General features: G+C 64.2%; 22 protein-coding genes and 1 riboswitch. Of the genes, 16 read left to right on the top strand and 6 right to left on the bottom strand.

Annotated elements, in window-relative coordinates; all coding sequences use genetic code 11:
- The first annotated feature begins 91 nt into the window (after positions 1–91).
- The 3 genes from relA (at position 92) to F6X59_RS01720 (ending at position 3,831) form a co-directional block, all read left to right on the top strand.
- On the top strand, positions 92–2,332 hold the full coding sequence (relA, locus tag F6X59_RS01710) for a GTP diphosphokinase (RefSeq protein WP_152954113.1): 2,241 nt from the start codon (positions 92–94) through the stop codon (positions 2,330–2,332).
- A gap of 99 nt (positions 2,333–2,431) precedes the next feature.
- Positions 2,432–3,265 carry a nucleoside triphosphate pyrophosphohydrolase gene (gene mazG, locus F6X59_RS01715; protein ID WP_152954114.1) on the top strand — a complete coding sequence of 278 codons (834 nt, stop codon included), beginning with the start codon at positions 2,432–2,434 and terminating at the stop codon, positions 3,263–3,265.
- 26 nt (positions 3,266–3,291) lie between these two features.
- Complete coding sequence (locus F6X59_RS01720; protein ID WP_152954115.1) at positions 3,292–3,831, top strand: DUF2058 domain-containing protein; 540 nt, start codon at positions 3,292–3,294, stop codon at positions 3,829–3,831.
- A gap of 58 nt (positions 3,832–3,889) precedes the next feature.
- Here F6X59_RS01720 and F6X59_RS01725 read toward each other — a convergent pair whose 3' ends face one another.
- The 4 genes from F6X59_RS01725 to purM all read right to left on the bottom strand — a co-directional run bounded on the left by F6X59_RS01725 (position 3,890) and on the right by purM (position 6,672).
- Positions 3,890–4,072: a hypothetical protein gene (locus F6X59_RS01725; RefSeq protein ID WP_152954116.1), complete on the bottom strand. Its 183-nt coding sequence runs from the start codon at positions 4,070–4,072 to the stop codon at positions 3,890–3,892.
- A gap of 169 nt (positions 4,073–4,241) precedes the next feature.
- A complete protein-coding gene (locus tag F6X59_RS01730) occupies positions 4,242–4,952 on the bottom strand; it encodes a DUF3108 domain-containing protein (protein WP_152954117.1) in 711 nt (236 codons plus the stop codon).
- Positions 4,953–4,960: 8 nt separating this feature from the next.
- Entirely contained in the window at positions 4,961–5,614 is a 654-nt protein-coding gene (purN, locus tag F6X59_RS01735; protein ID WP_152954118.1) for a phosphoribosylglycinamide formyltransferase, read from the bottom strand.
- A complete protein-coding gene (purM, locus tag F6X59_RS01740; protein ID WP_152954119.1) occupies positions 5,614–6,672 on the bottom strand; it encodes a phosphoribosylformylglycinamidine cyclo-ligase in 1,059 nt (352 codons plus the stop codon). Before purM ends, purN begins: the two co-directional genes overlap by 1 nt.
- A 446-nt stretch (positions 6,673–7,118) precedes the next feature.
- On the opposite strand from purM, the gene F6X59_RS01745 reads away from it, so the two are divergent.
- From F6X59_RS01745 to F6X59_RS01770, 6 genes are all read left to right on the top strand, one after another.
- A complete protein-coding gene (locus tag F6X59_RS01745) occupies positions 7,119–8,189 on the top strand; it encodes a DUF2066 domain-containing protein (RefSeq protein ID WP_152954120.1) in 1,071 nt (356 codons plus the stop codon).
- 12 nt (positions 8,190–8,201) lie between these two features.
- Positions 8,202–9,275 carry an AI-2E family transporter gene (locus F6X59_RS01750; protein ID WP_152954121.1) on the top strand — a complete coding sequence of 358 codons (1,074 nt, stop codon included), beginning with the start codon at positions 8,202–8,204 and terminating at the stop codon, positions 9,273–9,275.
- Positions 9,276–9,428: 153 nt separating this feature from the next.
- Positions 9,429–10,136: a DnaA regulatory inactivator Hda gene (gene hda, locus F6X59_RS01755; protein ID WP_152954122.1), complete on the top strand. Its 708-nt coding sequence runs from the start codon at positions 9,429–9,431 to the stop codon at positions 10,134–10,136.
- Between the two features lie 127 nt (positions 10,137–10,263).
- Positions 10,264–10,902, top strand: a complete 639-nt coding sequence (locus tag F6X59_RS01760) for a C40 family peptidase (RefSeq protein ID WP_152954123.1) — start codon at positions 10,264–10,266, stop codon at positions 10,900–10,902.
- 135 nt (positions 10,903–11,037) lie between these two features.
- On the top strand, positions 11,038–11,571 hold the full coding sequence (locus F6X59_RS01765) for a C40 family peptidase (RefSeq protein WP_152954124.1): 534 nt from the start codon (positions 11,038–11,040) through the stop codon (positions 11,569–11,571).
- Positions 11,572–11,667: 96 nt separating this feature from the next.
- Positions 11,668–14,214 carry a dermonecrotic toxin domain-containing protein gene (locus F6X59_RS01770; protein WP_152954125.1) on the top strand — a complete coding sequence of 849 codons (2,547 nt, stop codon included), beginning with the start codon at positions 11,668–11,670 and terminating at the stop codon, positions 14,212–14,214.
- A 7-nt stretch (positions 14,215–14,221) separates the two neighbouring features.
- Here the strand turns inward: F6X59_RS01770 and F6X59_RS01775 are convergent, their stop codons facing one another.
- Positions 14,222–15,139, bottom strand: a complete 918-nt coding sequence (locus F6X59_RS01775; protein WP_152954126.1) for a LysR family transcriptional regulator — start codon at positions 15,137–15,139, stop codon at positions 14,222–14,224.
- A gap of 124 nt (positions 15,140–15,263) precedes the next feature.
- Here F6X59_RS01775 and F6X59_RS01780 point away from each other — a divergent pair, with 124 nt between their 5' ends.
- The gene (locus tag F6X59_RS01780) at positions 15,264–16,322 is read left to right on the top strand and encodes a tartrate dehydrogenase (RefSeq protein WP_152954127.1); all 1,059 of its coding nucleotides are present in this window, start codon (positions 15,264–15,266) and stop codon (positions 16,320–16,322) included.
- A gap of 2 nt (positions 16,323–16,324) precedes the next feature.
- Here the strand turns inward: F6X59_RS01780 and F6X59_RS01785 are convergent, their stop codons facing one another.
- Complete coding sequence (locus F6X59_RS01785) at positions 16,325–16,903, bottom strand: hypothetical protein (protein WP_152954128.1); 579 nt, start codon at positions 16,901–16,903, stop codon at positions 16,325–16,327.
- Between the two features lie 166 nt (positions 16,904–17,069).
- Positions 17,070–17,291, top strand: a riboswitch (cobalamin riboswitch).
- Positions 17,292–17,409: 118 nt separating this feature from the next.
- Between F6X59_RS01785 and cobO the strand changes: the two genes are divergently transcribed.
- Genes cobO through F6X59_RS01815 form a run of 6 tightly spaced genes read left to right on the top strand, consistent with a single transcriptional unit; the run spans position 17,410 to position 23,301 of the window.
- Positions 17,410–18,021 (top strand): cob(I)yrinic acid a,c-diamide adenosyltransferase, encoded by a 612-nt coding sequence (gene cobO / locus F6X59_RS01790; protein ID WP_152954129.1) that lies wholly within the window; start codon positions 17,410–17,412, stop codon positions 18,019–18,021.
- Positions 18,018–19,313 carry a cobyrinate a,c-diamide synthase gene (locus tag F6X59_RS01795; RefSeq protein WP_372240273.1) on the top strand — a complete coding sequence of 432 codons (1,296 nt, stop codon included), beginning with the start codon at positions 18,018–18,020 and terminating at the stop codon, positions 19,311–19,313. Before cobO ends, F6X59_RS01795 begins: the two co-directional genes overlap by 4 nt.
- Positions 19,310–19,960 carry a 5,6-dimethylbenzimidazole synthase gene (bluB, locus tag F6X59_RS01800; protein ID WP_152954130.1) on the top strand — a complete coding sequence of 217 codons (651 nt, stop codon included), beginning with the start codon at positions 19,310–19,312 and terminating at the stop codon, positions 19,958–19,960. The genes F6X59_RS01795 and bluB overlap by 4 nt, the downstream gene beginning before the upstream one ends.
- Entirely contained in the window at positions 19,957–20,865 is a 909-nt protein-coding gene (cbiB, locus tag F6X59_RS01805) for an adenosylcobinamide-phosphate synthase CbiB (protein ID WP_152954131.1), read from the top strand. The genes bluB and cbiB overlap by 4 nt, the downstream gene beginning before the upstream one ends.
- On the top strand, positions 20,858–21,850 hold the full coding sequence (gene cobD / locus F6X59_RS01810) for a threonine-phosphate decarboxylase CobD (protein WP_152954132.1): 993 nt from the start codon (positions 20,858–20,860) through the stop codon (positions 21,848–21,850). The genes cbiB and cobD overlap by 8 nt, the downstream gene beginning before the upstream one ends.
- Positions 21,847–23,301 (top strand): cobyric acid synthase, encoded by a 1,455-nt coding sequence (locus F6X59_RS01815; protein WP_152954133.1) that lies wholly within the window; start codon positions 21,847–21,849, stop codon positions 23,299–23,301. Before cobD ends, F6X59_RS01815 begins: the two co-directional genes overlap by 4 nt.

Raw genomic sequence — 23,301 nt, forward strand, 5'->3', positions numbered from 1 at the left:
TGGCCCCTTGGTGCGGCTTCCACGGAAGCGAAGCCGTACGGTGATAGCCAGTGCACCCGTGTGGTGCGCTGTATGGAAAGGTAAAACAAAGATGGTACAGGTGAGAGTGCACCAGCCGGTCAACACAGACGGCAGTATCAATCTCGAAGCATGGCTGGATCATGTGGTGAGCGTCGATTCGGCTCTGGATCGCGTGGCGCTGAAAGATGCTTGCGAGTTCACCCAGGAAATCGAAAAGAAGGGCAATCCGGCCAAGCATTCGTGGGCCGATGGTACGTCCAGTTATCAGGCCGGCCTGGAAATCGCCGAAATCCTCGCCGACCTCAAGCTGGACCAGGACTCGTTGGTTGCGGCGGTGATCTATCGCTCGGTACGTGAAGGCAAGGTAACCCTGGCCGAAGTCGGCCAGCGCTTTGGCCCGGTAGTGTCCAAGCTGATCGACGGCGTGCTGCGCATGGCCGCCATCAGCGCCAGCCTCAGCCCACGGCAGTCGCTGGTGCTGGGCTCGCAGGCGCAGGTCGAGAACCTGCGCAAGATGCTCGTGGCCATGGTCGACGACGTGCGCGTGGCGCTGATCAAGCTGGCCGAGCGGACCTGCGCGATCCGGGCGGTGAAGTCCGCCGATGACGAAAAACGCCTGCGCGTGGCGCGCGAGGTGTTCGACATCTATGCGCCACTGGCCCACCGGCTGGGCATCGGCCACATCAAATGGGAGCTGGAGGACCTGTCCTTCCGCTACCTGGAGCCCGACCAGTACAAGCAGATCGCCAAGCTGTTGCACGAGCGTCGGCTGGACCGCGAGCGCTTCATCAGTGATGTGATGAACCAGTTGCAGAACGAGCTGCTGGCCACCGGGGTCAAGGCCGACATCAGCGGCCGGGCGAAACACATCTATTCGATCTGGCGCAAGATGCAGCGCAAAGGCCTGGAATTCAGCCAGATCTACGATGTGCGTGCGGTGCGCGTGCTGGTTCCGGAGGTGCGCGACTGCTATACCGCGCTGGGTATCGTGCACACCCTGTGGCGGCACATCCCCAAGGAATTCGACGACTACATCGCCAACCCCAAGGAAAACGGCTATCGCTCGCTGCACACTGCGGTGATCGGCCCCGAGGGCAAGGTGCTGGAAGTGCAGATCCGTACCCACGGCATGCACGAGGAAGCCGAGCTCGGCGTCTGCGCCCACTGGCGCTACAAGGGCACCGACGTCAAGCCGAGTTCCAACCACTACGAAGAGAAGATCTCCTGGCTGCGCCAGGTGCTCGAATGGCATGAAGAGCTGGGCGACATCGGTGGCCTGGCCGAGCAGCTGCGGGTCGATATCGAGCCCGACCGGGTCTACGTGTTCACCCCGGATGGCCACGCCATCGACCTGCCCAAGGGTGCCACGCCGCTGGACTTCGCCTACCGCGTGCACACCGAGATCGGTCACAACTGCCGTGGCGCCAAGATCAACGGGCGCATCGTGCCGCTCAACTACAGCCTGCAGACCGGCGAGCAGGTGGAGATCATCACCAGCAAGCACGGCAACCCGAGCCGTGACTGGCTGAACTCCAACCTGGGCTACGTCACCACCTCGCGGGCGCGGGCCAAGATCGTCCACTGGTTCAAGCTGCAGGCGCGTGACCAGAACGTCGCTGCCGGCAAGACCTTGCTCGAGCGCGAGCTCAGCCGCCTGGGCCTGCCGCAGGTGGACTTCGAACGCCTGGCCGAAAAGACCAACGTCAAGACCGCCGAAGACATGTTCGCCTCGCTCGGTGCCGGTGACCTGCGCCTGGCGCACCTGGTCAACGCCGCCCAGCAGCTGCTCGAGCCCGAGCGCATCGAGCAGATCGAGCTGACGCCGCGCAAGCCTACCGGCCCGCGTACCGGCAAGCGTGGCGATATCCAGATCCAGGGCGTTGGCAACCTGCTTACGCAGATGGCCGGCTGCTGCCAGCCGCTGCCGGGCGATGCCATCGTCGGTTACATCACCCAGGGCCGCGGCGTCAGCATCCACCGCCAGGACTGCGCCTCGGCGCTGCAGCTGGCCGGGCGCGAGCCGGAGCGGATGATCCAGGTAAGCTGGGGGCCGATCCCGGTGCAGACCTACCCGGTCGACATCGTCATCCGCGCCTACGACCGCCCAGGGTTGCTGCGCGACGTGTCGCAGGTGTTGCTGAACGAGAAGATCAACGTGCTGGCGGTCAATACCCGCTCGAACAAGGAAGACAACACCGCGCTGATGTCGCTGACCATCGAGATTCCGGGCCTGGATGCGCTGGGGCGCCTCCTGGGCAGAATTTCGCAGTTGCCGAACATTATCGAGACACGGCGTAATCGTACCCCTTGAGACTGCGGCGCCTGCATCGCGGATGAATCCGCTCCTACAGGAATGGCGCCTGTAGGCGGATTTATTCGCGATGAAGGCACCCCCGAAGGACCTGCTTAAATGACCTACACCCTCGAAGACCTGCTGCACCTCATGGCCCGCCTGCGCGACCCGCAGTACGGCTGCCCGTGGGACCTGAAGCAGAACTACGCGAGCATTGTGCAGCACACCATCGAAGAGGCCTACGAAGTCGCCGACACCATCGAGCGCGGCGATTTCGAGCACCTGCAGGGTGAGCTGGGCGACCTGTTGTTCCAGGTGGTCTACTACAGCCAGCTGGCCCGGGAAGAAGGGCGGTTCGAGTTCGATGGCGTGGTCGACAGCATCACCCGCAAGCTGATCCGCCGTCATCCCCACGTATTCCCGACTGGCGAGCTGTACGCGCCGCTGGACACCCCCAGCCTGAACGAGGCCCAGGTCAAGTCACGCTGGGAGGAGATCAAGGCCGAGGAGCGCGCCGAGAAAAGCACCCCTGAGCAACTGTCGCTGCTCGATGACGTACCGACGGCATTGCCGGCGCTGTCGCGGGCGGCCAAACTGCAAAAGCGCGCGGCTACCGTCGGTTTCGACTGGCCAGCGGCACTGCCTGTGCTGGACAAGGTGCGCGAGGAGCTCGATGAAGTGTTGCAGGCCATGGCCGACAACGACGCCGATGCCCTCGAGGATGAAGTCGGTGACCTGCTGTTTGCCGCCGTGAACCTTGCCCGCCACCTCAAGCAAGACCCGGAAAACGCCCTGCGCCGCGCCAACCGCAAGTTCGAGCGGCGTTTCCGCTTCATCGAACAGGCATTGCGCGACAGCGGTCGGCCGATTGAACAATGTAACCTTGACGAGCTGGACGCCCTTTGGGGTGAAGCCAAGCGTCAGGAAAAGAACCTGCCCAGCTGCGGCTGAGCTGATGCATAAGTGAGTGAACATTCATGAGCCTTTCCCTTCGCGACCAATTGCTCAAAGCCGGTCTGGTCAACCAGAAACAGGTCTCGCAGACCAACAAAGCTGAAAAGAAACAGAAGCGCATGGAGCACAAAGGCCAGGTCGAAATCGACGACAGCCAGCAGCGCATGGCCAAGGAAGCCATGGCCGAGAAGGCCAAGCGTGACCAGGAGCTGAATCGCCAGCAGCAGGAAAAGGCCGAGCAGAAGGCCCGCCTGGCGCAGATCAAGCAGTTGATCGAAGCCACCCGCTTGCCCAAGCTGACCACCGAGGACTACTACAACTTCGTCGACGACAAGAAGGTCAAGCGCATTGCCGTCAACGCCCTGATGCGCACCCGCCTGAGCAACGGCGCGCTGGCCATCGTGTCGCATGCCGGTGGCTACGAAGTGATCCCGCGCGAGGCGGCGGTGAAGATCCAGGAGCGCGACCCGAACCGCATCCTGCTACTCAATACCCATGTCGAGGAGGCGGACGAAGACGATCCGTACGCGGCCTACAAGATCCCGGACGATCTGATGTGGTAAACACGAAAAACCCCGCCGAAGCGGGGTTTTTTATTGAAAGACGGTGTCATGGCCTACTTCATTGAGTAGTGCGCTGGTTTTCCAGCTCTTCGAGCTCCGCCCGGTACTGGTGGGCTTCATGTTCATGGTGGAACATACCGACCAGTTGGCCTTGTTGATGCACATCCCAGATCCGCACACCAGCGGCCAGGCCTTCGTGGGACATTTTCGATTCGTCGCGTTCGGTTACTTGGACTGTCATCGTTAAACTCCACTGCTTGAGTTGGCTGCGACACTGTGTCGCACAACCCCTTTATAGAGTTTGTTAGCAGGCTAAGTAAATAAAACAGGCATGAAACAAGTTTCATGAAGGCCGGGCAAAAAGAAGCCCCGCGCAGGGCGGGGCTCCGGATGCTGCGGGCTGTAGCGGATCAGTTACCCTTCACCGTCTTGCCGTCGACCGTGCCATCCTGCAGCACGATCACGTACTCCTTGCCATCAGTCTCGACCTGGCGCAGTTGTACCAGCAGGTAATCCCAATCCTTGGCGAACCACAGCTCGGTGATGCGCTTGCTCTGGCTCGGGTCGCGCACGCGCTCGACCTTTACCGCGTCGACCTGGCCGGTCTTGGTGGTGACTTTTTCGGTACCGAGTACGCGGAAGTCATAGGCATCGATCTCGTCACCATCGACCACCTGGTAGGTCATGCTCTTCTTGCCAGCGGCCACATCGTGCTGCAGGGCCAGCTGGTAGGACGACTTGTCCAGCACGCCGCGGTTGAGCGGCAGGTTGATGGGGTCCTTGCGGTCGGTGCCGGTGATCTTCTTGGCGTTCCAGTCGAAGGTCAGGTCGACGGTCTTGGCCTTGCCCAGGCCGCCGCGCTCGAAGTGGTACTTCTGCGGCAGCAGGGTGTCGTTGTCCAGGCGCAGGGTGCTGTTCTCGGTCAGGCTGGCGATCATCATGGAGGCCTTGAAATTAAGGTCCCAGGTACCGTTGGCATTCTTGACCAGGCTGCGCTCGGCGGTGCCGCTCATGGGCAGTTGCTTCCAGTCGGCGGTGTAGCTGGCCGAGAACGGCTTCAGATCAGCTGCCTGGAGGGGCAGGGCGAGCACGGCGAGAGCCAATAGCAGGGCACGACGCATAAATTCTCCTAGGGTCGGATCAGGTGACCACTGGCCGGCAGCGGTTGGTCATCCAGTAAGGCACCCTGCTCACCCAGGCGCAAGCGCCCTTGGGCAAACCAGTGCACCGCCAGCGGGTAGATCTGGTGTTCCTGATGGTGGACCCTTTGGGCCAGGCTTTCCACCGTGTCATCAGACAGCACCGGAACCACAGCCTGTACGACCAGAGGCCCGCCATCGAGTTCCTCGGTGACGAAGTGTACGCTGCAGCCATGCTCGGCATCGCCGGCCTCCAGTGCCCGCCGGTGGGTATGCAGGCCCTTGTAGCGGGGCAGCAGCGACGGGTGGATGTTGAGCAGGCGGCCCTGATAGTGGCGCACGAAGTCGCCACTGAGGATGCGCATGAAGCCGGCCAGCACCACCAGGTCCGGGGTAAAGCCGTCGATGCGCGCCATCAGCGCGGCATCGAAGGCTTCGCGGCCGTCGAACTGGGTGTGGTCGAGCACCACGGTGTCGATACCGACCGCCTGGGCCCGTTGCAGGCCATAGGCATCGGCGCGGTTGGAAACCACCGCGGCGATGCGCACCTGGCTGTCCTGCGCGCGGCAACTGTCGATCAAGGCTTGCAGGTTGCTGCCGGAACCCGACAGCAGTACCACTACATTGCAGGGCTTGCTCGGCATCAGTGTGCCTTGAGGTTCTGCAGCTCGACCTGGGCGGCGCCTTCGGCGGCTTCGGCGATGTGGCCGATGACCCACGGCTGCTCACCGGCGGCGCGCAGTTCGTTCAGGGCCGCTTCCACCTGATCCTGGGCCACGCAGATGACCATGCCGACGCCGCAGTTCAGGACGCGGTGCATTTCGTGCTCGTCGACGTTGCCTTTTTCCTGCAGGAAGTCGAACACTGCCGGGCGCTGCCAGCTGGCCACGTCAACCACGGCCTGGGCGTTCTTCGGCAGTACGCGCGGGATGTTGTCCAGCAGGCCGCCACCGGTGATGTGGGCCATGGCCTTGACGGCGCCAGTGTTCTTGATCAGCTGCAGCAGTGGCTTGACGTAGATGCGGGTCGGCGCCATCAGCAGCTCGGTCAGCGGCTTGCCGTCGAGCTGGGTGTTCTCGATATCGGTGGCGGACACTTCGAGGATCTTGCGGATCAGCGAGTAGCCGTTGGAGTGCGGGCCGGAGGATGGCAGGGCGATCAGCGCGTCGCCGGTGGCAACCTTGGAACCGTCGATGATCTCGGCCTTTTCCACCACGCCGACGCAGAAGCCGGCCAGGTCGTAGTCTTCGCCTTCGTACATGCCTGGCATTTCGGCGGTTTCGCCGCCGACCAGGGAGCAGCCAGCCAGTTCACAGCCGGCGCCGATGCCGGTGACCACGGTGGCGGCCACGTCGACGTTCAGCTTGCCGGTGGCGTAGTAGTCGAGGAAGAACAACGGCTCGGCGCCGCAGACCACCAAGTCATTGACGCACATGGCGACCAGGTCCTGGCCGATGCTGTCGTGCTTGTTCAGGTTCAGTGCCAGGCGCAGCTTGGTGCCGACGCCGTCGGTGCCAGAGACCAGCACCGGCTGCTTGTAGCCGGCCGGGATCTCGCAGAGGGCGCCGAAGCCGCCCAGGCCACCCATGACTTCAGGGCGTGCGGTGCGTTTTGCCACGCCCTTGATGCGTTCGACCAGTGCTTCGCCGGCGTCGATGTCTACACCGGCGTCCTTGTAGCTCAGGGAGGGTTGCTTGCTCATTGATCCAGGCCTTTAAGAGGGAGGGATTCGTAAAAACGACCATGACGGCCAAGGCCGGCTATGAAGCGGCGGCTGCCTGAAACGTCAGTGGTCTGTGAAGGCGCGCGATTTTATCAGGGTTGCCGTGCAGCGGCCATCCTCAGGCCGACGGGCAGGGCATGAAATGGGTAAAAAGTTGAGATGTCTGCCGCCAGAGGTGTATCGCCTGGTAGATCGAGCGCGGTGACGTCACAGGAGGAACTGGCCCGAAACAGACGCAGGAGCGGTTTATCCGCGATGTGCCGCGCGGGCGGCGCTCGAGCTCACCGGCGCTGAACCTGTTGCGGCGAACACCTGTCAGACCCAGCACATCTCCCCGGCAATCAATCTTTCACCCCTCGCGACTGGTTACCTGGTGCCCCCGTGTATAAGGTATAGGCATTGCGGCAAGTGGACAGGAATCCTCCATGCGTTTATCCAACATTCTGGCAGCCAGTTGCCTGGCCCTGATCTCAGCCACCGCCCTGGCTGAAAATGTCTCCGGCCTGTACCAGGTGCGCGAGCCGCTCGAAGGGCAGGGCGCCGAAGCCCGCTCCGCAGCCACAGTCAAGGCCTTCGATACCTTGGTGCTGCGCCTGACCGGCGACCCCAAGGCGGCGCAGAACCCGGCGCTGGCCGACTTGCGCAAGGACCCGCAACAGGTCATCAACCAGGTCGGCACCGAGGCCGGGCCACCGGAGTCGGTGCTGGTCGAGTTCGACCCCGGCAGTACCGAACGTGCCTTGCGCAAGGCCGGCCTGGCGCTGTGGGGCAGTAACCGGCCCTCCATCCTCGGCTGGTGGCTCAACGACAGCGCCGAAGGCAGCAACCTGGTCGGTGACGGCCAGGCCAGCGCCCAGCCGCTGCGCCGAGCGGCCCAGCACCGTGGCCTGCCGCTGCGCCTGCCGCTGGCCGATCTGCAGGAGCAACTGGTAGCCAATGCCAAGCAACTCGAAGGCACTGACCCGGCGCCCTTGCGGCAAGCCTCGGAACGCTACGGCGCCGATGCCATGTTGGCCGTGCACGCCCATGAAGCCGATGGCAAGTGGCAAGGTAAATGGCAGCTGTGGCAGGGCGACCAGCGCGAGCAGGGCAACGTTGAGGCCGCTGACCAGGCGGCCTTGGCAGACGCTGTCATGCTGGCGGTCAGCAGCCGCCTGGCGCCGCGCTATGTGATCAAGGCCGGTGCCAGCAGCCTGCTGCAGTTGCAGGTGCAAGGCATGAACCTGCAGCGCTATGCAGAGCTGAGCCGTGTACTCGAGCCTTATGGCCCGCGCCTGCAACTGGCCGAAGGGGCAACCTTGACCTATGCGGTCACCGGCAACCGCGAGCAGTTGCGTGCCCAGCTGGGCCTGGCCAAATTGCAGGAAGTGCCACCCGAGCAGGCACCGCCGACCCCGGTCACACCTGCTGCGCCCCCGGGTGCAGCAGCTGGCCAGCCAGGCACGCCCGCACCTGTCGCCGCCAAACCGTTCGACGGCCTGCGATTTCATTGGTAAGGGGCGCGATCGATGACTGACATGCGTCGCTGGATCGGTTGGGGTGCTGCGCTGCTGATCGCCGTGCTTCTTTATAGCCTGCACAACATTCTCACACCCTTCCTGGTAGGCATCCTGCTGGCCTACCTGGCCGACCCGCTGGTCGACCGCCTGGAGCGCATGGGCCTGTCGCGTACCTGGGGTGTGGTGGTGGTGTTCGGCCTTTTCACGCTGGTGCTGATGGCCTTGCTGCTGGTGTTGGTGCCGCTGCTGGCCAAACAGTTGCTGCGCCTGTACGAGCTGGCGCCGCAGATGCTCGACTGGCTCGAGCATGTGGCGCTGCCGTGGGTGCAGGGGCGCCTGGGCCTGGCCGACGGGTTCTGGAAGTTCGACAAGATCAAGGCTGCCATTGGCGCACACATGGGCCAGACCACCGACATCGTCGGCATGTTGCTGTCCCACGCCACCGCGTCGAGCCTGGCACTGATCGCCTGGTTGGCCAACATGGTGCTGATCCCGGTGGTGGGCTTCTATCTGTTGCGCGACTGGGACCTGATGATGGCCAAGCTGAGGGGCCTGTTGCCGCGCCAGCGCGAGCCCCAGGTGGTGAGCCTGGCGGGCGAATGCCATGAAGTACTGGGTGCGTTCGTTCGCGGGCAGTTGATGGTGATGCTTGCGCTTGGCGTCATCTACTCTGCCGGCCTGATGCTGGTCGGGCTCGAACTGGGCCTGCTGATCGGCATGCTTGCGGGGCTGGCGGCCATCGTGCCTTACATGGGCTTCATCATTGGCATCGGTGCTGCGTTGGTGGCCGGGCTCTTCCAGTTTGGCGGTGACCTGTATCCGATGCTCGGCATCGTCGCCGTGTTCATGGTCGGGCAGGCGCTGGAGGGCATGGTGCTGACCCCGTTGCTGGTCGGTGACCGCATCGGCCTGCACCCGGTGGCGGTGATCTTCGCCATCCTCGCCGGTGGCGAACTGTTCGGCTTCACCGGGGTGTTGCTGGCGTTGCCGGTGGCGGCGGTGATCATGGTGCTGCTGCGGCATGTGCATGACCTGTACAAGGAATCGGACATGTATGCCGGGGATGTCGACCCGGATTTGTGACCTGGGTGCCGGGTTGCGTCGCCCCAAAGTGGCGCAACTCGTTGATTTTCTTTGTGCTATCCGCCTGCATGATTGTGCGCCCTGCAATGCGGGTATAGACTTTGCACATTGTTCACCAAAGGCCCCCTGCGGTCCTGCCGACCGCCCGCGAGCATGAAACCACCGATCCAGTTGCCCCTGGGTGTGCGCCTGCGCGATGACGCCACCTTCATCAACTACTATCCGGGCGCCAATGCCGCGGCGTTGGGCTATGTCGAGCGGCTGTGCGAAGCCGACGCCGGCTGGACCGAGAGCCTCATCTACCTGTGGGGCAAGCAGGGCGTTGGCCGCAGCCACCTGCTGCAGGCCGCCACCCATCGCTTGCAGCAACGCGGCGAACCGGCGGTATACCTGCCACTGGCGCAATTGCTCGAGCGCGGCGTGGAACTGCTCGATTACCTGGCCCAGTACGAGCTGGTGTGCATCGATGACCTGCACGTGATCGCCGGCAAGGCGGATTGGGAAGAGGCGATGTTCCACCTGTTCAACCGCCTGCGCGACAGCGGCCGCCGCCTGCTGCTGGCGGCTTCCGCTTCACCTCGCGAGCTGCCGATCAAGCTGCCTGACCTCAAATCACGGTTGACCCTGGCCCTGGTCTTCCAGATGCGTGGCCTGTCCGATGAAGACAAGCTGCGCGCCCTGCAACTGCGCGCCTCACGCCGTGGTCTGCACCTGACCGACGAAGTCGGCCATTTCATCCTTACGCGCGGGACGCGCAGCATGAGCGCGCTGTTCGACCTGCTCGAACGCCTCGACCAGGCCTCCCTGCAGGCCCAGCGCAAGCTGACCATCCCCTTCCTGAAGGAAACCCTCGGCTGGTAACGCCCGTAAACACTGGGCTCTGAGGCGAAAAACGAAAAAGTCACATCTTTTTCGATAAAATTTGCAAATGGCCATGATAGAGGGCATAGTTTCACCCTTCTAAAGGATTACAGACACGGTCGTGCCCATGCTGAAGCGCTTCGCACCCCTCGTGCCCCTCGCACTCGTGACCCTGCTTATTGGCTGCGCGGCCCACGGCCCGGATTCCCAGCCCCAGGATCACACCCCGATTGCCTCGCAATCGGTCAACAAGGCCAAGGCTTCGCCTTCGTCCGTTTTCGGCGAAGAAGAACAGGCCACTGAAGATGACCTGGAGGCCTTCTCCAGCAGCAAGCCGTATCAGCTCCCGGTGCTGGCAGACAGCATCCTTGAGCGCGGCATGGCGCTGATCGGCACCCGCTACCGCTTCGGCGGTACCTCGGAAGCCTCCGGTTTCGACTGCAGCGGTTTCATCGGCTACCTGTTCCGCGAAGAGGCCGGCATGAACCTGCCGCGCTCGACCCGCGAAATGATCAACGTCGATGCGCCGAAGGTGGCTCGCAACAAGCTCAAGCCAGGCGACCTGCTGTTCTTCAGCACCAATGGCCGTGGCCGTGTCAGCCATGCTGGCATCTACCTGGGTGACAACCAGTTCATCCACTCCAGCAGCCGCCGCAGCGGTGGTGTGCGCATCGACAGCCTCGGTGACCGCTACTGGAGCAAGACCTTCATCGAAGCCAAGCGTGCCTTGGCCATGGCGCCGACTACCAATATCGCGCGCAACTGATATCAAAATGATATATCCTGCCGCGGCGGCGTAGCTGAAAAGCTCGCCGCCGTGCGCATTTACAGAAAGCGTCTAATCTAAATTCTCAACTCTTTTCGGCTGCGGCCGTTCGGTCTCAGACAGGAAGTTCTGGCCATGGCGATGATGGCGCGCTTCGCATTCCTTTCCCTGGTGGCATTGCTTGCCGCCTGCTCCAGTCGTGCCCCGGCGCCGGCTCCTGTGGTGCAGCCACAGTTCACCTACAACCAGCCAGAAGGCTCGCCGCTCGCCGACGACGTGCTGATCCGCGCGATCGGTCTGGTTGGCACTCCGTATCGTTGGGGTGGCAACACACCGGACTCCGGCTTCGATTGCAGCGGCTTGATCGGCTATGTGTACCGCGATGCGGCGGGTATCAGCCTGCCGCGCTCGACGCGCGAGATGATCGTCATGCGCGCACCCACCGTGGACATCAACTCATTGCAGTCGGGTGACCTGGTGTTCTTTGCCACCGGTGGTGGTTCGCAGGTTAGCCATGCCGGCATCTATGTAGGAGAAGGGCGCTTCGTGCATGCGCCCCGCACGGGCGGTACGGTACGCCTGGATTACCTCTCCAACAGCTATTGGTCCAAAGCCTACCTGCAGGCCAAGCGGGTCATCCCGCAAGGGAACCTCGCGCAGAACCGCTGATTTTGCGCCGCCCCCGCCTGGGGCATACATCTACCACTCCACGTTGCCGCGAGGTCGCCAGTATGCGCCTGCGATAGCAACGCTTTGGAGTGGGCCATGAATACCCTTGATGAACGAATGAACCGCAGCCTGGATAGCCTGGATGAGGCGCGCCCGCTGGTGCGCCTGGTGGACCAGATCCTCACGGACTTCCCTGACTTGTATGAGCTGGCACATCACCATGCCGCGCAGCTCCTGCACACGCACACCGGCAAATGGATGAACCCACGGTTGGTCTGGTGGCACCAGTTCAACCACGAACACAGCAGTGCGCGCAGCTTCACGGGCTGGCAGCACAGCGGTCCACCGCAGAAGTCGATGGTGATGACCGAGTTGCTGATCGAGCGTTTCGACCTGTACTACCAGGATGCAGCCGATGAGCTCGACCAGCGCGGAGGCTTCTACCTGCAAGGGCCCCACGCCTCTACCTACAATGAACGCAATGAAGTACCGATGTTGGGCAGCGAGGTGCAGAAGGATCTGTGGGCCCTGGACCTGGCGGTGCTGTATCGCGAATCGGTTGAGCGCTTCTGGTCGAGCAACGCTAGCCATTTTCGTACGTTGTCCAAGATCAACCTGCTGGGGCAAGTGACCGCGGCCTTGCTCGACAAGCGTATTACGGCACAAGACGCCCAGCGTCTGCGCAGGCTGGTGGCCCCGGAGCTGGCCAACGTGGCCATGCCTTCGCTTGCCATGCTGCAAAGCCAATCCACTGACAACAGCTTGGCCGTCAGCCGTTATACCTTCGGTGAGGGAGACAGGGGCTGCCTGCTAACGATGCAGGCGGCTGATGGCCGGGTGATCGCCTATTTGCCTTGGGCGGCCGAGGCATTGCGGGGTTTCGATTCGGCGCAGGCGATGGCCTCCTGGCTGCGTACCCAGTTGCAGGCCGAGGGCGCGTTGCAAGCGTTCGTCATGGCGGCCCACAATAACCCTCGCGACAGGTCGGTCAACCAGCTGATCAGGGTGCACCTGCAAGGCATCGCCAATAGCCGTGACGATGAGGCCGGGTTGATTGCGTTGTCGCTGTTCAAGCGCTCGCTCGGCAGCGATCTTTTTGCTTGGCTGTGCGATCAGGCTGCCGCAGAAATGCGCCGCAACGGGCAGCTGCTGCAAGACAACGCGGGACTGCGCAAGGCCATGTGTAGCGGCTACCTCTCGGCTTTCCTGAACGTCTTTGGCGGCCTTGCGCCGCTGGGCTGGCCGATGTCACTCATGCTGCTCGGGGCCACTGTCGCCAAGGTCGGGCTGGATGTGGATGCGGCGCTGCACGCCACCGATGAGCAGCAACGCAAGCAGGCGTTGCGTTCGGCGATGATCGAAAGCATCTATGCGACCTTCAACATGGTGGACATCGGCTTCGCCTCGATGCATGCCTCGTTGGCTTACGAAACCCCGCCTCACGAGGTCAGCGTCAGTCTCGATGACTGGCAGCCGGTGGAGTCAGCCAGCGTGGCGGTAGAGGGGCAGGAGAGCAATGCCGTGCTCGACGGCGAGCTGACGCAGAGCGGGCGTTTGCGTGGCATACGTGTCGATCAGGACGGTCGCTGCTGGATCACGCTCAATGGCCTGAGCTATCGCGTGCGCTACAGCCACGAACTGGCGGTCTGGCTGGTGGTGCCCGCAGACAATCCGTTCGCCTTCGCTGCGTTGCAGCCGTTGCGCTTGAACGAGGTCGGCGAGTGGGAGCTACTGGCACCGCCACGGTTGCACGGCGGTATGGCGCCGGAGGAGGAGGGCCTGCCCATTACCCGGTCATCTTTCTGGGACGTCTATACGGTCAGTGAGGGCGCGCGGCTTGGGCGACTGGCGGCCAGGGCATTGCGCAGGCAAAAAGCCCTGCTGGCGAGCTGGCCAGTGGCTGAGTTGCCGCGCGGCCGGGTCCCCGACCTCGATGCGCTGGGCCTGGACTGCGTGATGGTCGGCGGCAAGCGTTACTATTCCTACCGCTATGGCAGCCAGTACTTCAATACCCTGATCGAGTACTACACCAGCGATGAGTCACAAGTGAATGACGTTTTCCGTTGGGGTACGTACAAATACGGTGATGAAGACACATACATCGCCGACCTGGCCGACAGTCTGGGACTGCTGCCCAAGAATAACCAGGTGACGCTGTACCGAGGTGGCAACCATTCCCGTGGCACCGGCGGAGACGCTTACAGGGCCGGTCATTTGCGGGTGGGTGATGTGCTGGTCAATACCGACATCACCTCGTTTACCGAAAACCCCTACAAGGTTGCCGAGTTCGCCTCGGTGCCGAGCCGGCAAGTGCCAGACGGCTTGCCGGGGCGCTTCGATAACAGTTCGGTGGTGTTCGAGCTGCCGGCCGGGCAATACCGTGATGCCACGCCGGTCAGTGCGTTTTCCCTGTACTGGGATGAGGCCGAGAGCTTGTTCCTGCCAGGGCATTACTTCCGCATCGAGGGCCTGGAGGAGGTCAAGGGCGAGCACTACCAGTTTATCAAGGTGACCCTGAAGCAAACCGTCAAGCCTGCTGACGGGGTGGTGTACGACTTGCGTTCCGGGTTGCAGTTCAACGAAGCGGACTACCGCAGGCGTTTTCGTACACCCGCCCTGGTCGAGCGTTTCTTCCCAGGTTGATTGCGACCTAGTCGACATCCTCCAGGTCGAGGTGGTCGATGCGCTCGAAGCGCTCGATGAGAAAGTCGATCAGGCGTCGAACCCGTGCTGAAAGGTGCAATTGCTGTGGGTACACGGCATAGACATCGGCGCGGGTAGGCGTCTGGTCTTCCAGCAACAGGCGCAGGCGCCCGCTGCGCACGTAGCGGGCGATGTCCCACTCGGCGCGCAGGAGGATGCCGTGGCCCTGCAGTGCCCAGTTCAGCGCCACTTCGCCATCATTGCAGCTCAGTGCGCCTCGGACCTTGATGTTCTGGGTGCGTCCGCCGTTGGTAAAAGTCCACACGCCGTAGGGCGATTCGTTCTGGCGCAGGAAAATGCAGTTGTGCTGGGACAAGTCTGCAAGCTTCTGCGGCGTGCCGTGTTTTTCCAGATACAGCGGTGAGGCACACAGCAATCGGCGGTTGGAGGCGATCTTGCGGGCGTGGAAGGACGCATCCGGCAAACTGCCGAAACGGATGCCCAGATCGAAGCCATGACTGGCCAGGTCCAGCGGATGGTCGCTGATCTCCAGTTGCACCTCGATGTCCGGATGGCGGGCATAGAAATCAGCCAGTGCCGGGCCAATGTAGCGGCGGCCAAAGCCCAATGACGCGTTGACTCGGATCAGCCCCTTGGGTTCGGCGCGGTGCTGGCCGATCAGTTGCTCCACTTCATCCACCTGGGCGAGGATCCGCGCAGCATGGGCGAAGTACAGCTCGCCCTCGGCGGTCAGGCTCATGGAGCGGGTGGTGCGGTTGACCAGGCGGATGCCCAGGCGCGCTTCCAGCGCAGCCAGGCGCTTGCTCACCGCCGGTGGTGTCACGCCCAGCTCACGCGCCGTGGCGGCCAGGCTGCCTTGCTTGGCCAGCAGGTGGAAGAAGCCCAGGTCCTGTGTCGGATTCATCATTAACCCATGGTTACTTAAGAGGTAATCCAGGGTTAACTGCTGCCCTGATTTCACTACATATACTCGCCCCATCCCCGTTGGCACAAGCCTGGCGGGCCACCATAAGCATGGGAGTCGAGACATGAACAACTACAAGATCGCCGCCATCCCGGGTGACGGCATCGGCGTCGAAGTGATTGCGGCGGGTGTGGAAGTGCTGCGGGCCCTGGCTGCCAGGCGCGGTACCTTTGGCATCGATTTCGAGCACTTCGACTGGGGCTCGGAACGCTACCAGCGTGAGGGCCAGTACATTCCCGAGGGTGGCCTGGAGTCGCTCAAGGCCTTCGACGCCATCTTCTTCGGCGCCGTTGGCAGCCAGGAAGTACCCGACCATGTCTCTCTGTGGGGCTTGCGCCTGCCGATCTGCCAGGGCTTTGACCAGTACGCCAACGTGCGCCCGGCGCGCGTGCTGCCTGGCGTGACCAGCCCGCTGGCCAAGGGCAAGGCTATCGACTGGGTGATCGTGCGCGAGAACTCCGAAGGCGAATATTCCGGCAGCGGTGGCCGGGTGCATCAGGGCCTGCCGATCGAAGTGGCAACCGAGGTTTCGACCTTCACCCGCGTGGGCGTGGAACGCATCCACCGCTTCGCCTTCGAACTGGCCCGCACCCGCCCGGCGAAGCACCTTACCCTGGTGACCAAATCCAACGCCCAGCGCCACGGCATGGTGCTGTGGGATGAGGTGTTCGCGGAGGTGGCCCAGGATTACCCGGACGTGCGCACCAACCGTGAACTGGTGGATGCCGTGACCACCACCATGGTGCTCAAGCCCGAACAGCTGGATGTGGTGGTAGCGACCAACCTGCATGCCGACATCCTCTCGGACCTGGCCGCTGCGCTGTCTGGCAGCCTGGGCATCGCGCCCACTGCCAACCTCAACCCGAACCGCGAATTCCCGTCGATGTTCGAACCGATCCACGGCTCGGCCTTCGACATCACCGGCAAGGGCGTGGCCAACCCGGTCGCGACTTTCTGGACCGCGGTAATGATGCTTGAGCACCTGGGCGAGGCCGCCGCTGCGCGTGAGTTGATGGCGGCCATCGAAGCAGTGACCGAAAGCGGCCTGCACACGCCGGACCTGGGCGGCAAGGCCACCACGCGTGAGGTGACCGATGCGGTGCTGGCGCTGATCCGCCGTTAAACTCAGGCCTGCTTCAGCAGCAGTGCCACCCCAGGGAAATACTGGCCCAGCTCGTTGTGCAGCTTGCGATAGGCATAAGGGAAGTACCAGGCAATGGCACAGGCTGTGTGCTTCTGCAGGTCATCGACCAAGTCTTGCAGCTCTTCCGGGCTGGCATGCTGGCCTGCCTTCCAGGGTGTGACGAACAGTGCACCGGCCTTCAGCTGGCTGGGGTAGGCCACCTGGCGGGCGAGGGTGGCGGTTTCCTGCAGGGCTGCTTCCATGTCCAGCTGGGCGATTTTTGGCCAGCGCTGGCTCACGCTCAGGTAAAGCGCCTCGTCGGCGCTGCAGATCGACAGGTCGCAGCGCCTCTCCTGCTCGCCCTCGTCACGTTGCTTCTTGCTGGCAAACTGCGGCAGTGCTGCCAGTTCGGCCTGCCAGGCGGCTGCGGCGAGTATGCCGATGTTGGCGGCGGTGCCGTGCCAGTAGGGGGCCTCGGCATCACCATTGAACTGGTTGAAGCGGTCGATGCAGTCTACCCAGCGCTCCAGTACCGGTTGCAGAAACTCCAGGTGCGGGTTGTTGATGATCTGGCCTTGCATGCTACGCACTCCTGTTATCGTTGTGATCGCGTTCAGTGCAAAGTGATGGCTATGTGATATCACTGCGCTCAGTGTGGCACAAGCTGGCGGATCGGCCATTGACCCTGGCCAGTTCTGCCGAAGTAAAAGGCCCCGTTCGATTGACGCTCCCAGTGCAACCCTCTAACCTTCGCGGCGTGTTTCAGGTGCCCTGCCAGCCCCGACTGGGCAGGGTGAAACTGGGAAGCCGGTGGTCGCCAGCATGGCGCGATTCCGGCGCTGCCCCCGCAACGGTAGGTGAGTAGCGGCCGCGCAGGGCCACTGGGTACGAATACCCGGGAAGGCGCGCAGGCCAGGGCCGATTGCCCGCTCACGAGCCCGGAGACCGGCCTGGAACTGCCAACGGCATCACGGAGGGTGATGCGCGGTGCACCGTGGCTGCGGCCATGGCTCCTGCGCGTTCTCCGTCTGCCCGCCTATTACCTGTCGTCGCATTTCATGTGGCGCCAGCCTGCGGAGAACCCTTCATGAGCGAATCCACCGAACGCGACGAACGCCACCTGGCGCGCATGCAGCGCAAGAAGGCGGTCATCGACGAGCGCATTGCCAATTCCCCCAACGAGTGTGGCCTGCTGCTGGTGCTCACCGGCAACGGCAAGGGCAAGAGCAGCTCGGCCTTCGGCATGCTGGCCCGCGCTTTGGGCCATGGCATGCAGTGCGGCGTGGTGCAGTTCATCAAGGGCCGCAACAGCACTGGTGAAGAGCTGTTCTTCCGGCGCTTCCCCGAGCAGGTGCGCTATCACGTGATGGGCGAGGGCTTCACCTGGGAGACCCAGGACCGCCAGCGCGACATCGCCGCCGCCGAAGCCGCCTGGGCGGTCTCACGCCAGTTGCTGCAAGACCCGAGCGTGCAGTTCGTGGTGCTCGACGAGCTGAACATCGCCCTCAAGCACGGCTACCTCGACCTCGACCAGGTGCTGAGCGACATTCAGGCTCGGCCACCGATGCAGCATGTGATCGTCACCGGCCGTGCAGCCAAGCCCGAGATGATCGAACTGGCCGACACCGTCACCGAGATGGGTATGCTCAAGCACGCCTTCCAGGCCGGTATCCGCGCACAGAAGGGCGTCGAACTGTGAGTGAAACGCGCAGCTGCCCGGCGGTGCTGATCGCCGCCCCCGCCTCCGGCCAGGGCAAGACCACCGTGACCGCAGCCTTGGCCCGCCTGCACCGCAACCTTGGGCGTAAGGTGCGGGTGTTCAAGTGTGGCCCTGATTTCCTTGACCCTATGATTCTGGAGCGGGCCAGCGGCGCGCCGGTGTACCAGCTCGACCTGTGGATGATCGGTGCCGAGGAAAGCCGTCGCCTGCTGTGGCAAGCCGCAGAAGAAGCCGACCTGATCCTGATCGAAGGGGTAATGGGCCTGTTCGATGGCACCCCGTCCAGCGCTGACCTGGCGCGTCATTTCGGCGTGCCGGTGCTGGCGGTGATCGACGGTACCGCCATGGCCCAGACCTTCGGCGCCCTGGCCCTCGGGCTGGCGCGCTACCAAGCCGACCTGCCGTTCGCGGGCGTACTGGCCAACCGTGTCGGCAGCCTGCGCCATGCGCAACTGCTCGAAGGCAGCTTGACCGAAGGCCTGCGCTGGTATGGCGGCCTGTCGCGTGAGCGCGGTATCGAGCTGCCCAGTCGCCACTTGGGTCTGGTCCAGGCCAGCGAACTGAACGACCTGGATGCCCGCCTTGATGCCGCTGCCGAAGCCCTCGGCGCCAGCTGCGATGCCGCCTTGCCGCCGCCGGTAGCGTTTGCCGCGCCTGAACCGCAGCCGTGTGCTGGGTCGCTGAGCGGTGTGCGCATCGGCGTGGCACGTGACGAAGCGTTCGCCTTCACCTACGGCGCGAACCTTGATCTGTTGCGCGACCTGGGCGCGCATCTGTCGTTTTTCTCCCCTTTGCATGATCGTGAACTGCCGGTAGTGGACAGCCTGTATCTGCCAGGGGGTTATCCGGAACTGCATCACCAGGCACTGGCTGCCAATACGCCGATGTGCGAGGCGATCCGTGCCCATCACGCCCAGGGCAAGCCGTTGCTGGCCGAGTGCGGCGGCATGCTGTACCTGCTCGATGCGCTGACCGATGTCGCTGGCGAGCGTGCCGAACTGCTCGGCCTGCTGCCGGGCGAGGCGAGCATGCAAAAGCGCCTGGCGGCCCTGGCCCTGCAGGCCGTGGAACTGCCGGAAGGCACCCTGCGCGGGCACACCTACCACCATTCGCTGACCAGCACCGGCCTGGAGCCGATCGCCCGGGGCCTGAGCCCCAACGGCGGGCGCGGCAACGAAGCGGTGTATCGGCTGGGCCGGCTGACCGCCTCCTATGTGCACTTCTACTTCCCGTCCAACCCCGATGCGGCGGCGGCGCTGTTGCGACCATGAGCGATCACGCCTACAGCGCCGCCGAGCGCGCCGCGATCTACCGCGCCATCGGTGAGCGCCGCGACATGCGCCACTTTGCCGGTGGCGCGGTCGCGCCGGAGCTGCTCGGCCGCCTGCTGGCTGCCGCGCACCAGGCGCCCAGTGTTGGCCTGATGCAGCCTTGGCGCTTCATCCGCATCACTCAGCGTGAGCTGCGCGGGCGCATTCAGGGCCTGGTCGAAGAGGAGCGGGTGCGCACCGCCGAAGCCCTGGGTGAGCGCTCCGATGACTTCATGAAACTCAAGGTCGAGGGCATCAGCGACTGCGCCGAAGTGCTGGTAGCGGCGTTGATGGACAACCGCGAGCCGCACATCTTCGGCCGCCGCACCTTGCCGGAAATGGACCTGGCCTCATTGGCCTGCGCCATTCAGAACCTGTGGCTGGTCGCCCGTGCCGAGGGCCTGGGGTTGGGTTGGGTGTCGCTGTTCGACCCGCAAGCCCTGGCCGCGCTGCTGGGCATGCCCGCCGGCGCCAAGCCGGTGGCAGTGTTGTGCCTGGGGCCGGTCAGCGAATTCTACGCGCAGCCGATGCTGGTACAGGAAAACTGGGCGCAACAACGCCCCTTGAGTGAAATGCTGTTCGAGAACCAATGGGGAGAACGCCCATGAGCGTGGCCTTGCTGACTGTGGCCGGAGTGGCGCTCGATGCGCTGCTGGGCGAGCCTGAGCGCCGGCACCCGCTGGTGGGCTTCGGCAACCTGGCGTCGAGCCTGGAGCGCCGCCTGAATGCCGGTGGGCGCGGCTGGCGCAGCCATGGCGTGAGTGCCTGGTTCCTGGCCGTGGTACCGCTGACCCTGGTGGCACTGATCCTGTCCTGGCTGCCCTATGTCGGCTGGCTGGTGGACGCCCTGGCGCTCTATTGCGCGCTCGGTTTGCGCAGCCTCGGCGAGCATGTGCTGCCGGTGGCCAATGCTTTGCGCCAAGGTGATCTGCAAGAGGCGCGGCGCCGTGTCGGCTATCTGGTCAGCCGGGAAACCCGCGAACTGGACGAGCCAGCCGTGGCCCGCGCAGCCACCGAGTCGGTGCTGGAAAACGGCAGCGATGCGGTGTTCGCCGCGCTGTTCTGGTTTGTCGTGGCCGGTGCGCCGGGGGTGGTGCTGTACCGCCTGAGCAACACCCTGGATGCGATGTGGGGTTACCGCAACGAACGCTTCGAGCGCTTCGGCTGGTGCGCCGCACGCATCGACGACGTGCTGAACTACATTCCCGCCAGGCTCGTGGCGCTGACCTACGCACTGCTGGGCAAGACCCGCCTGGCCCTGGCCTGCTGGCGCAAGCAGGCGCCGCTGTGGGACAGCCCCAACGCCGGGCCGGTGATGGCCTCCGGTGCCGGTGCGCTGGGTGTCGAACTGGGTGGCCCGGCGGTGTACCACGGCGAACTGCACGAGCGCCCGCGCCTGGGTGACGGGCCGATGGCCGATGCCGAGGCCATCGAGCGCGGCTGGAGCCTGGTGCAGCGTGGCGTCTGGTTGTGGGTGCTGCTGATCTGCGTGGGAGCCTATCTGAATGCTTGAACACGGTGGCCGCCTGCTGCGGGCAGTGCGGCAATACGCAATCGCCCGTGAAGACTGGCTGGACCTGTCCAGTGGCATTGCCCCTTGGCCTTACCCGATTCCGCCCATTGCGCTGGATGCCTGGGCACGCCTGCCGGAAACCGACGACGGTCTCGAAGACGCCGCGCGACACTATTACGGTGTGCGGCAACTGTTGCCGGTGGCAGGTTCCCAGGCGGCCATCCAGGCCTTGCCCCTGTTGCGCCCGCCGGGGCGCGTGGGGGTGCTGACGCCGTGTTACGCCGAGCACCCGCATGCCTGGCAGCGGGCGGGGCATCAGCTGATCGAGCTGGATGAAAGCCAGGTCGAGGCACAGCTCGATCAGCTCGACGTGCTGGTGCTGGTCAATCCGAACAACCCGACCGGGCGGCGGGTGCCGCGTGAACGGCTGCTGGCCTGGCATGCGCGGCTCGCAGAGCGCGGAGGCTGGCTGCTGGTGGACGAAGCGTTCATGGACAACTCACCGGAACACAGCGTGGCGGATTGTGCCGAACACCCCGGCCTGATCGTGCTGCGTTCGTTCGGCAAGTTCTTCGGCCTGGCCGGTGTGCGGCTGGGCTGTGTAGTGGCTGAACCCTCATTGTTGCGGCGCCTAGCCGAATGGCTCGGGCCGTGGACCGTCAGTGGTCCGACCCGGGTGCTGGCGCAAGCCTGCTTTGCCGACCACGCGGCGCATCAGGCCCAGATCGAACGCTGCGCCCAGGCCAGCCAGCGCCTGGCTATGCTGCTGCAAAGCTGTGGCCTGGCGCCTAGCGGCGGCTGCGACCTGTTCCAGTACGTGCGCAGCGAGCGCGCAGCCCAGCTGCATGACTTTCTCGCCCGCCGCGGCATCCTCGTGCGCCTGTTCGAGCAGCCGGCTGCCGTGCGCCTTGGCCTGCCGGCAACTGCCGCCGACGAGCAGCGCCTCGCCCAGGCCCTGACTGATTACCAGAAGGAAACGGCATGACCACCCTCATGGTGCAAGGCACCACCTCCGATGCCGGCAAAAGCACGCTGGTCACCGCCTTGTGCCGCTGGCTGTTGCGCCAGGGCGTTGGCGTGGTGCCGTTCAAACCGCAGAACATGGCGCTCAACAGCGCGGTCACCGCCGACGGTGGCGAAATCGGCCGCGCCCAGGCGGTGCAGGCCCAAGCCTGCCGCCTGGCACCGCACACCGACATGAACCCGGTGCTGCTCAAGCCCAACAGCGACACGGGCGCCCAGGTGATCATCCACGGTCGTGCCGTCACCAGCATGAACGCGGTGGCTTATCACGACTACAAAGTCATCGCCATGCAGGCGGTGCTGGCCTCGCACCAGCGCCTCAGTGGCGCCTACCCGGTGGTGATGGTAGAGGGGGCGGGGTCGCCGGCCGAAATCAACCTGCGTGCCGGTGACATCGCCAACATGGGCTTCGCCGAGGCGGTCGACTGCCCGGTGATCCTGGTGGCCGACATCAACCGAGGTGGGGTGTTCGCCCACCTGGTCGGCACCCTCGAACTGCTGTCACCGAGCGAGCAGGCGCGGGTCAAGGGCTTCGTCATCAACCGCTTCCGCGGCGACATCGCGCTGCTGCAGCCGGGCCTGGACTGGCTGGAGCAACGCACCGGCAAACCCGTGCTGGGCGTGCTGCCCTATGTCACCGACCTGCACCTGGAAGCCGAGGATGGCATCGACACCCGCCAGGGCGCCAAGCAGGAGCGCGTGTTCAAGGTGATCGTCCCGGTGTTGCCGCGCATCAGCAACCACACCGACTTCGATCCGCTGCGCCTGCACCCGCAAGTCGACTTGCAGTTCATCGGCCCAGGCCAGCCGATTCCGGCCGCCGACCTGATCATCCTGCCCGGCTCCAAGAGCGTGCGCGGCGACCTGGCGCAACTGCGCGAGCGTGGCTGGGACAAGGCCATCGAGCGGCACCTGCGCTATGGCGGTAAGCTCATCGGGATTTGTGGTGGCCTGCAAATGCTCGGCCGCGAAGTGCACGACCCGCTCGGCCTGGAGGGCGCCGCCGGTTCCAGCCCTGGCCTCGGCCTGTTCGATTACCAGACGGTGCTCGAAGCCGACAAGCAACTGCGCAACGTTGCCGGGACCCTGAGCCTTGAAGATGCGCCGGTCGCCGGCTATGAAATTCATGCTGGCGTCACCGCCGGGCCTGCCCTGGAGCAGCCCGCCGTGCAGCTCGCCGATGGCCGTTGTGACGGTGCTGTCAGTGCCGATGGCCAGGTCCTCGCCACCTACCTTCATGGCCTGTTCGAGGGCAGCCGGTCGTGTGCCGCGCTGCTGCGCTGGGCGGGGCTGGAGCATGCGCAGACCATCGACTACGAGGCCCTGCGCGAACGTGACATCGAGCGCCTGGCCGACCTGGTGGAAAAGCACCTGGACACCGCCTTCCTGCGAACGCTTTGTGGAGTCGCCTGA

Source organism: Pseudomonas sp. MN1F (assembly GCF_009391885.1).
In the GTDB taxonomy this organism is placed as follows: Bacteria; Pseudomonadota; Gammaproteobacteria; order Pseudomonadales; family Pseudomonadaceae; genus Aquipseudomonas.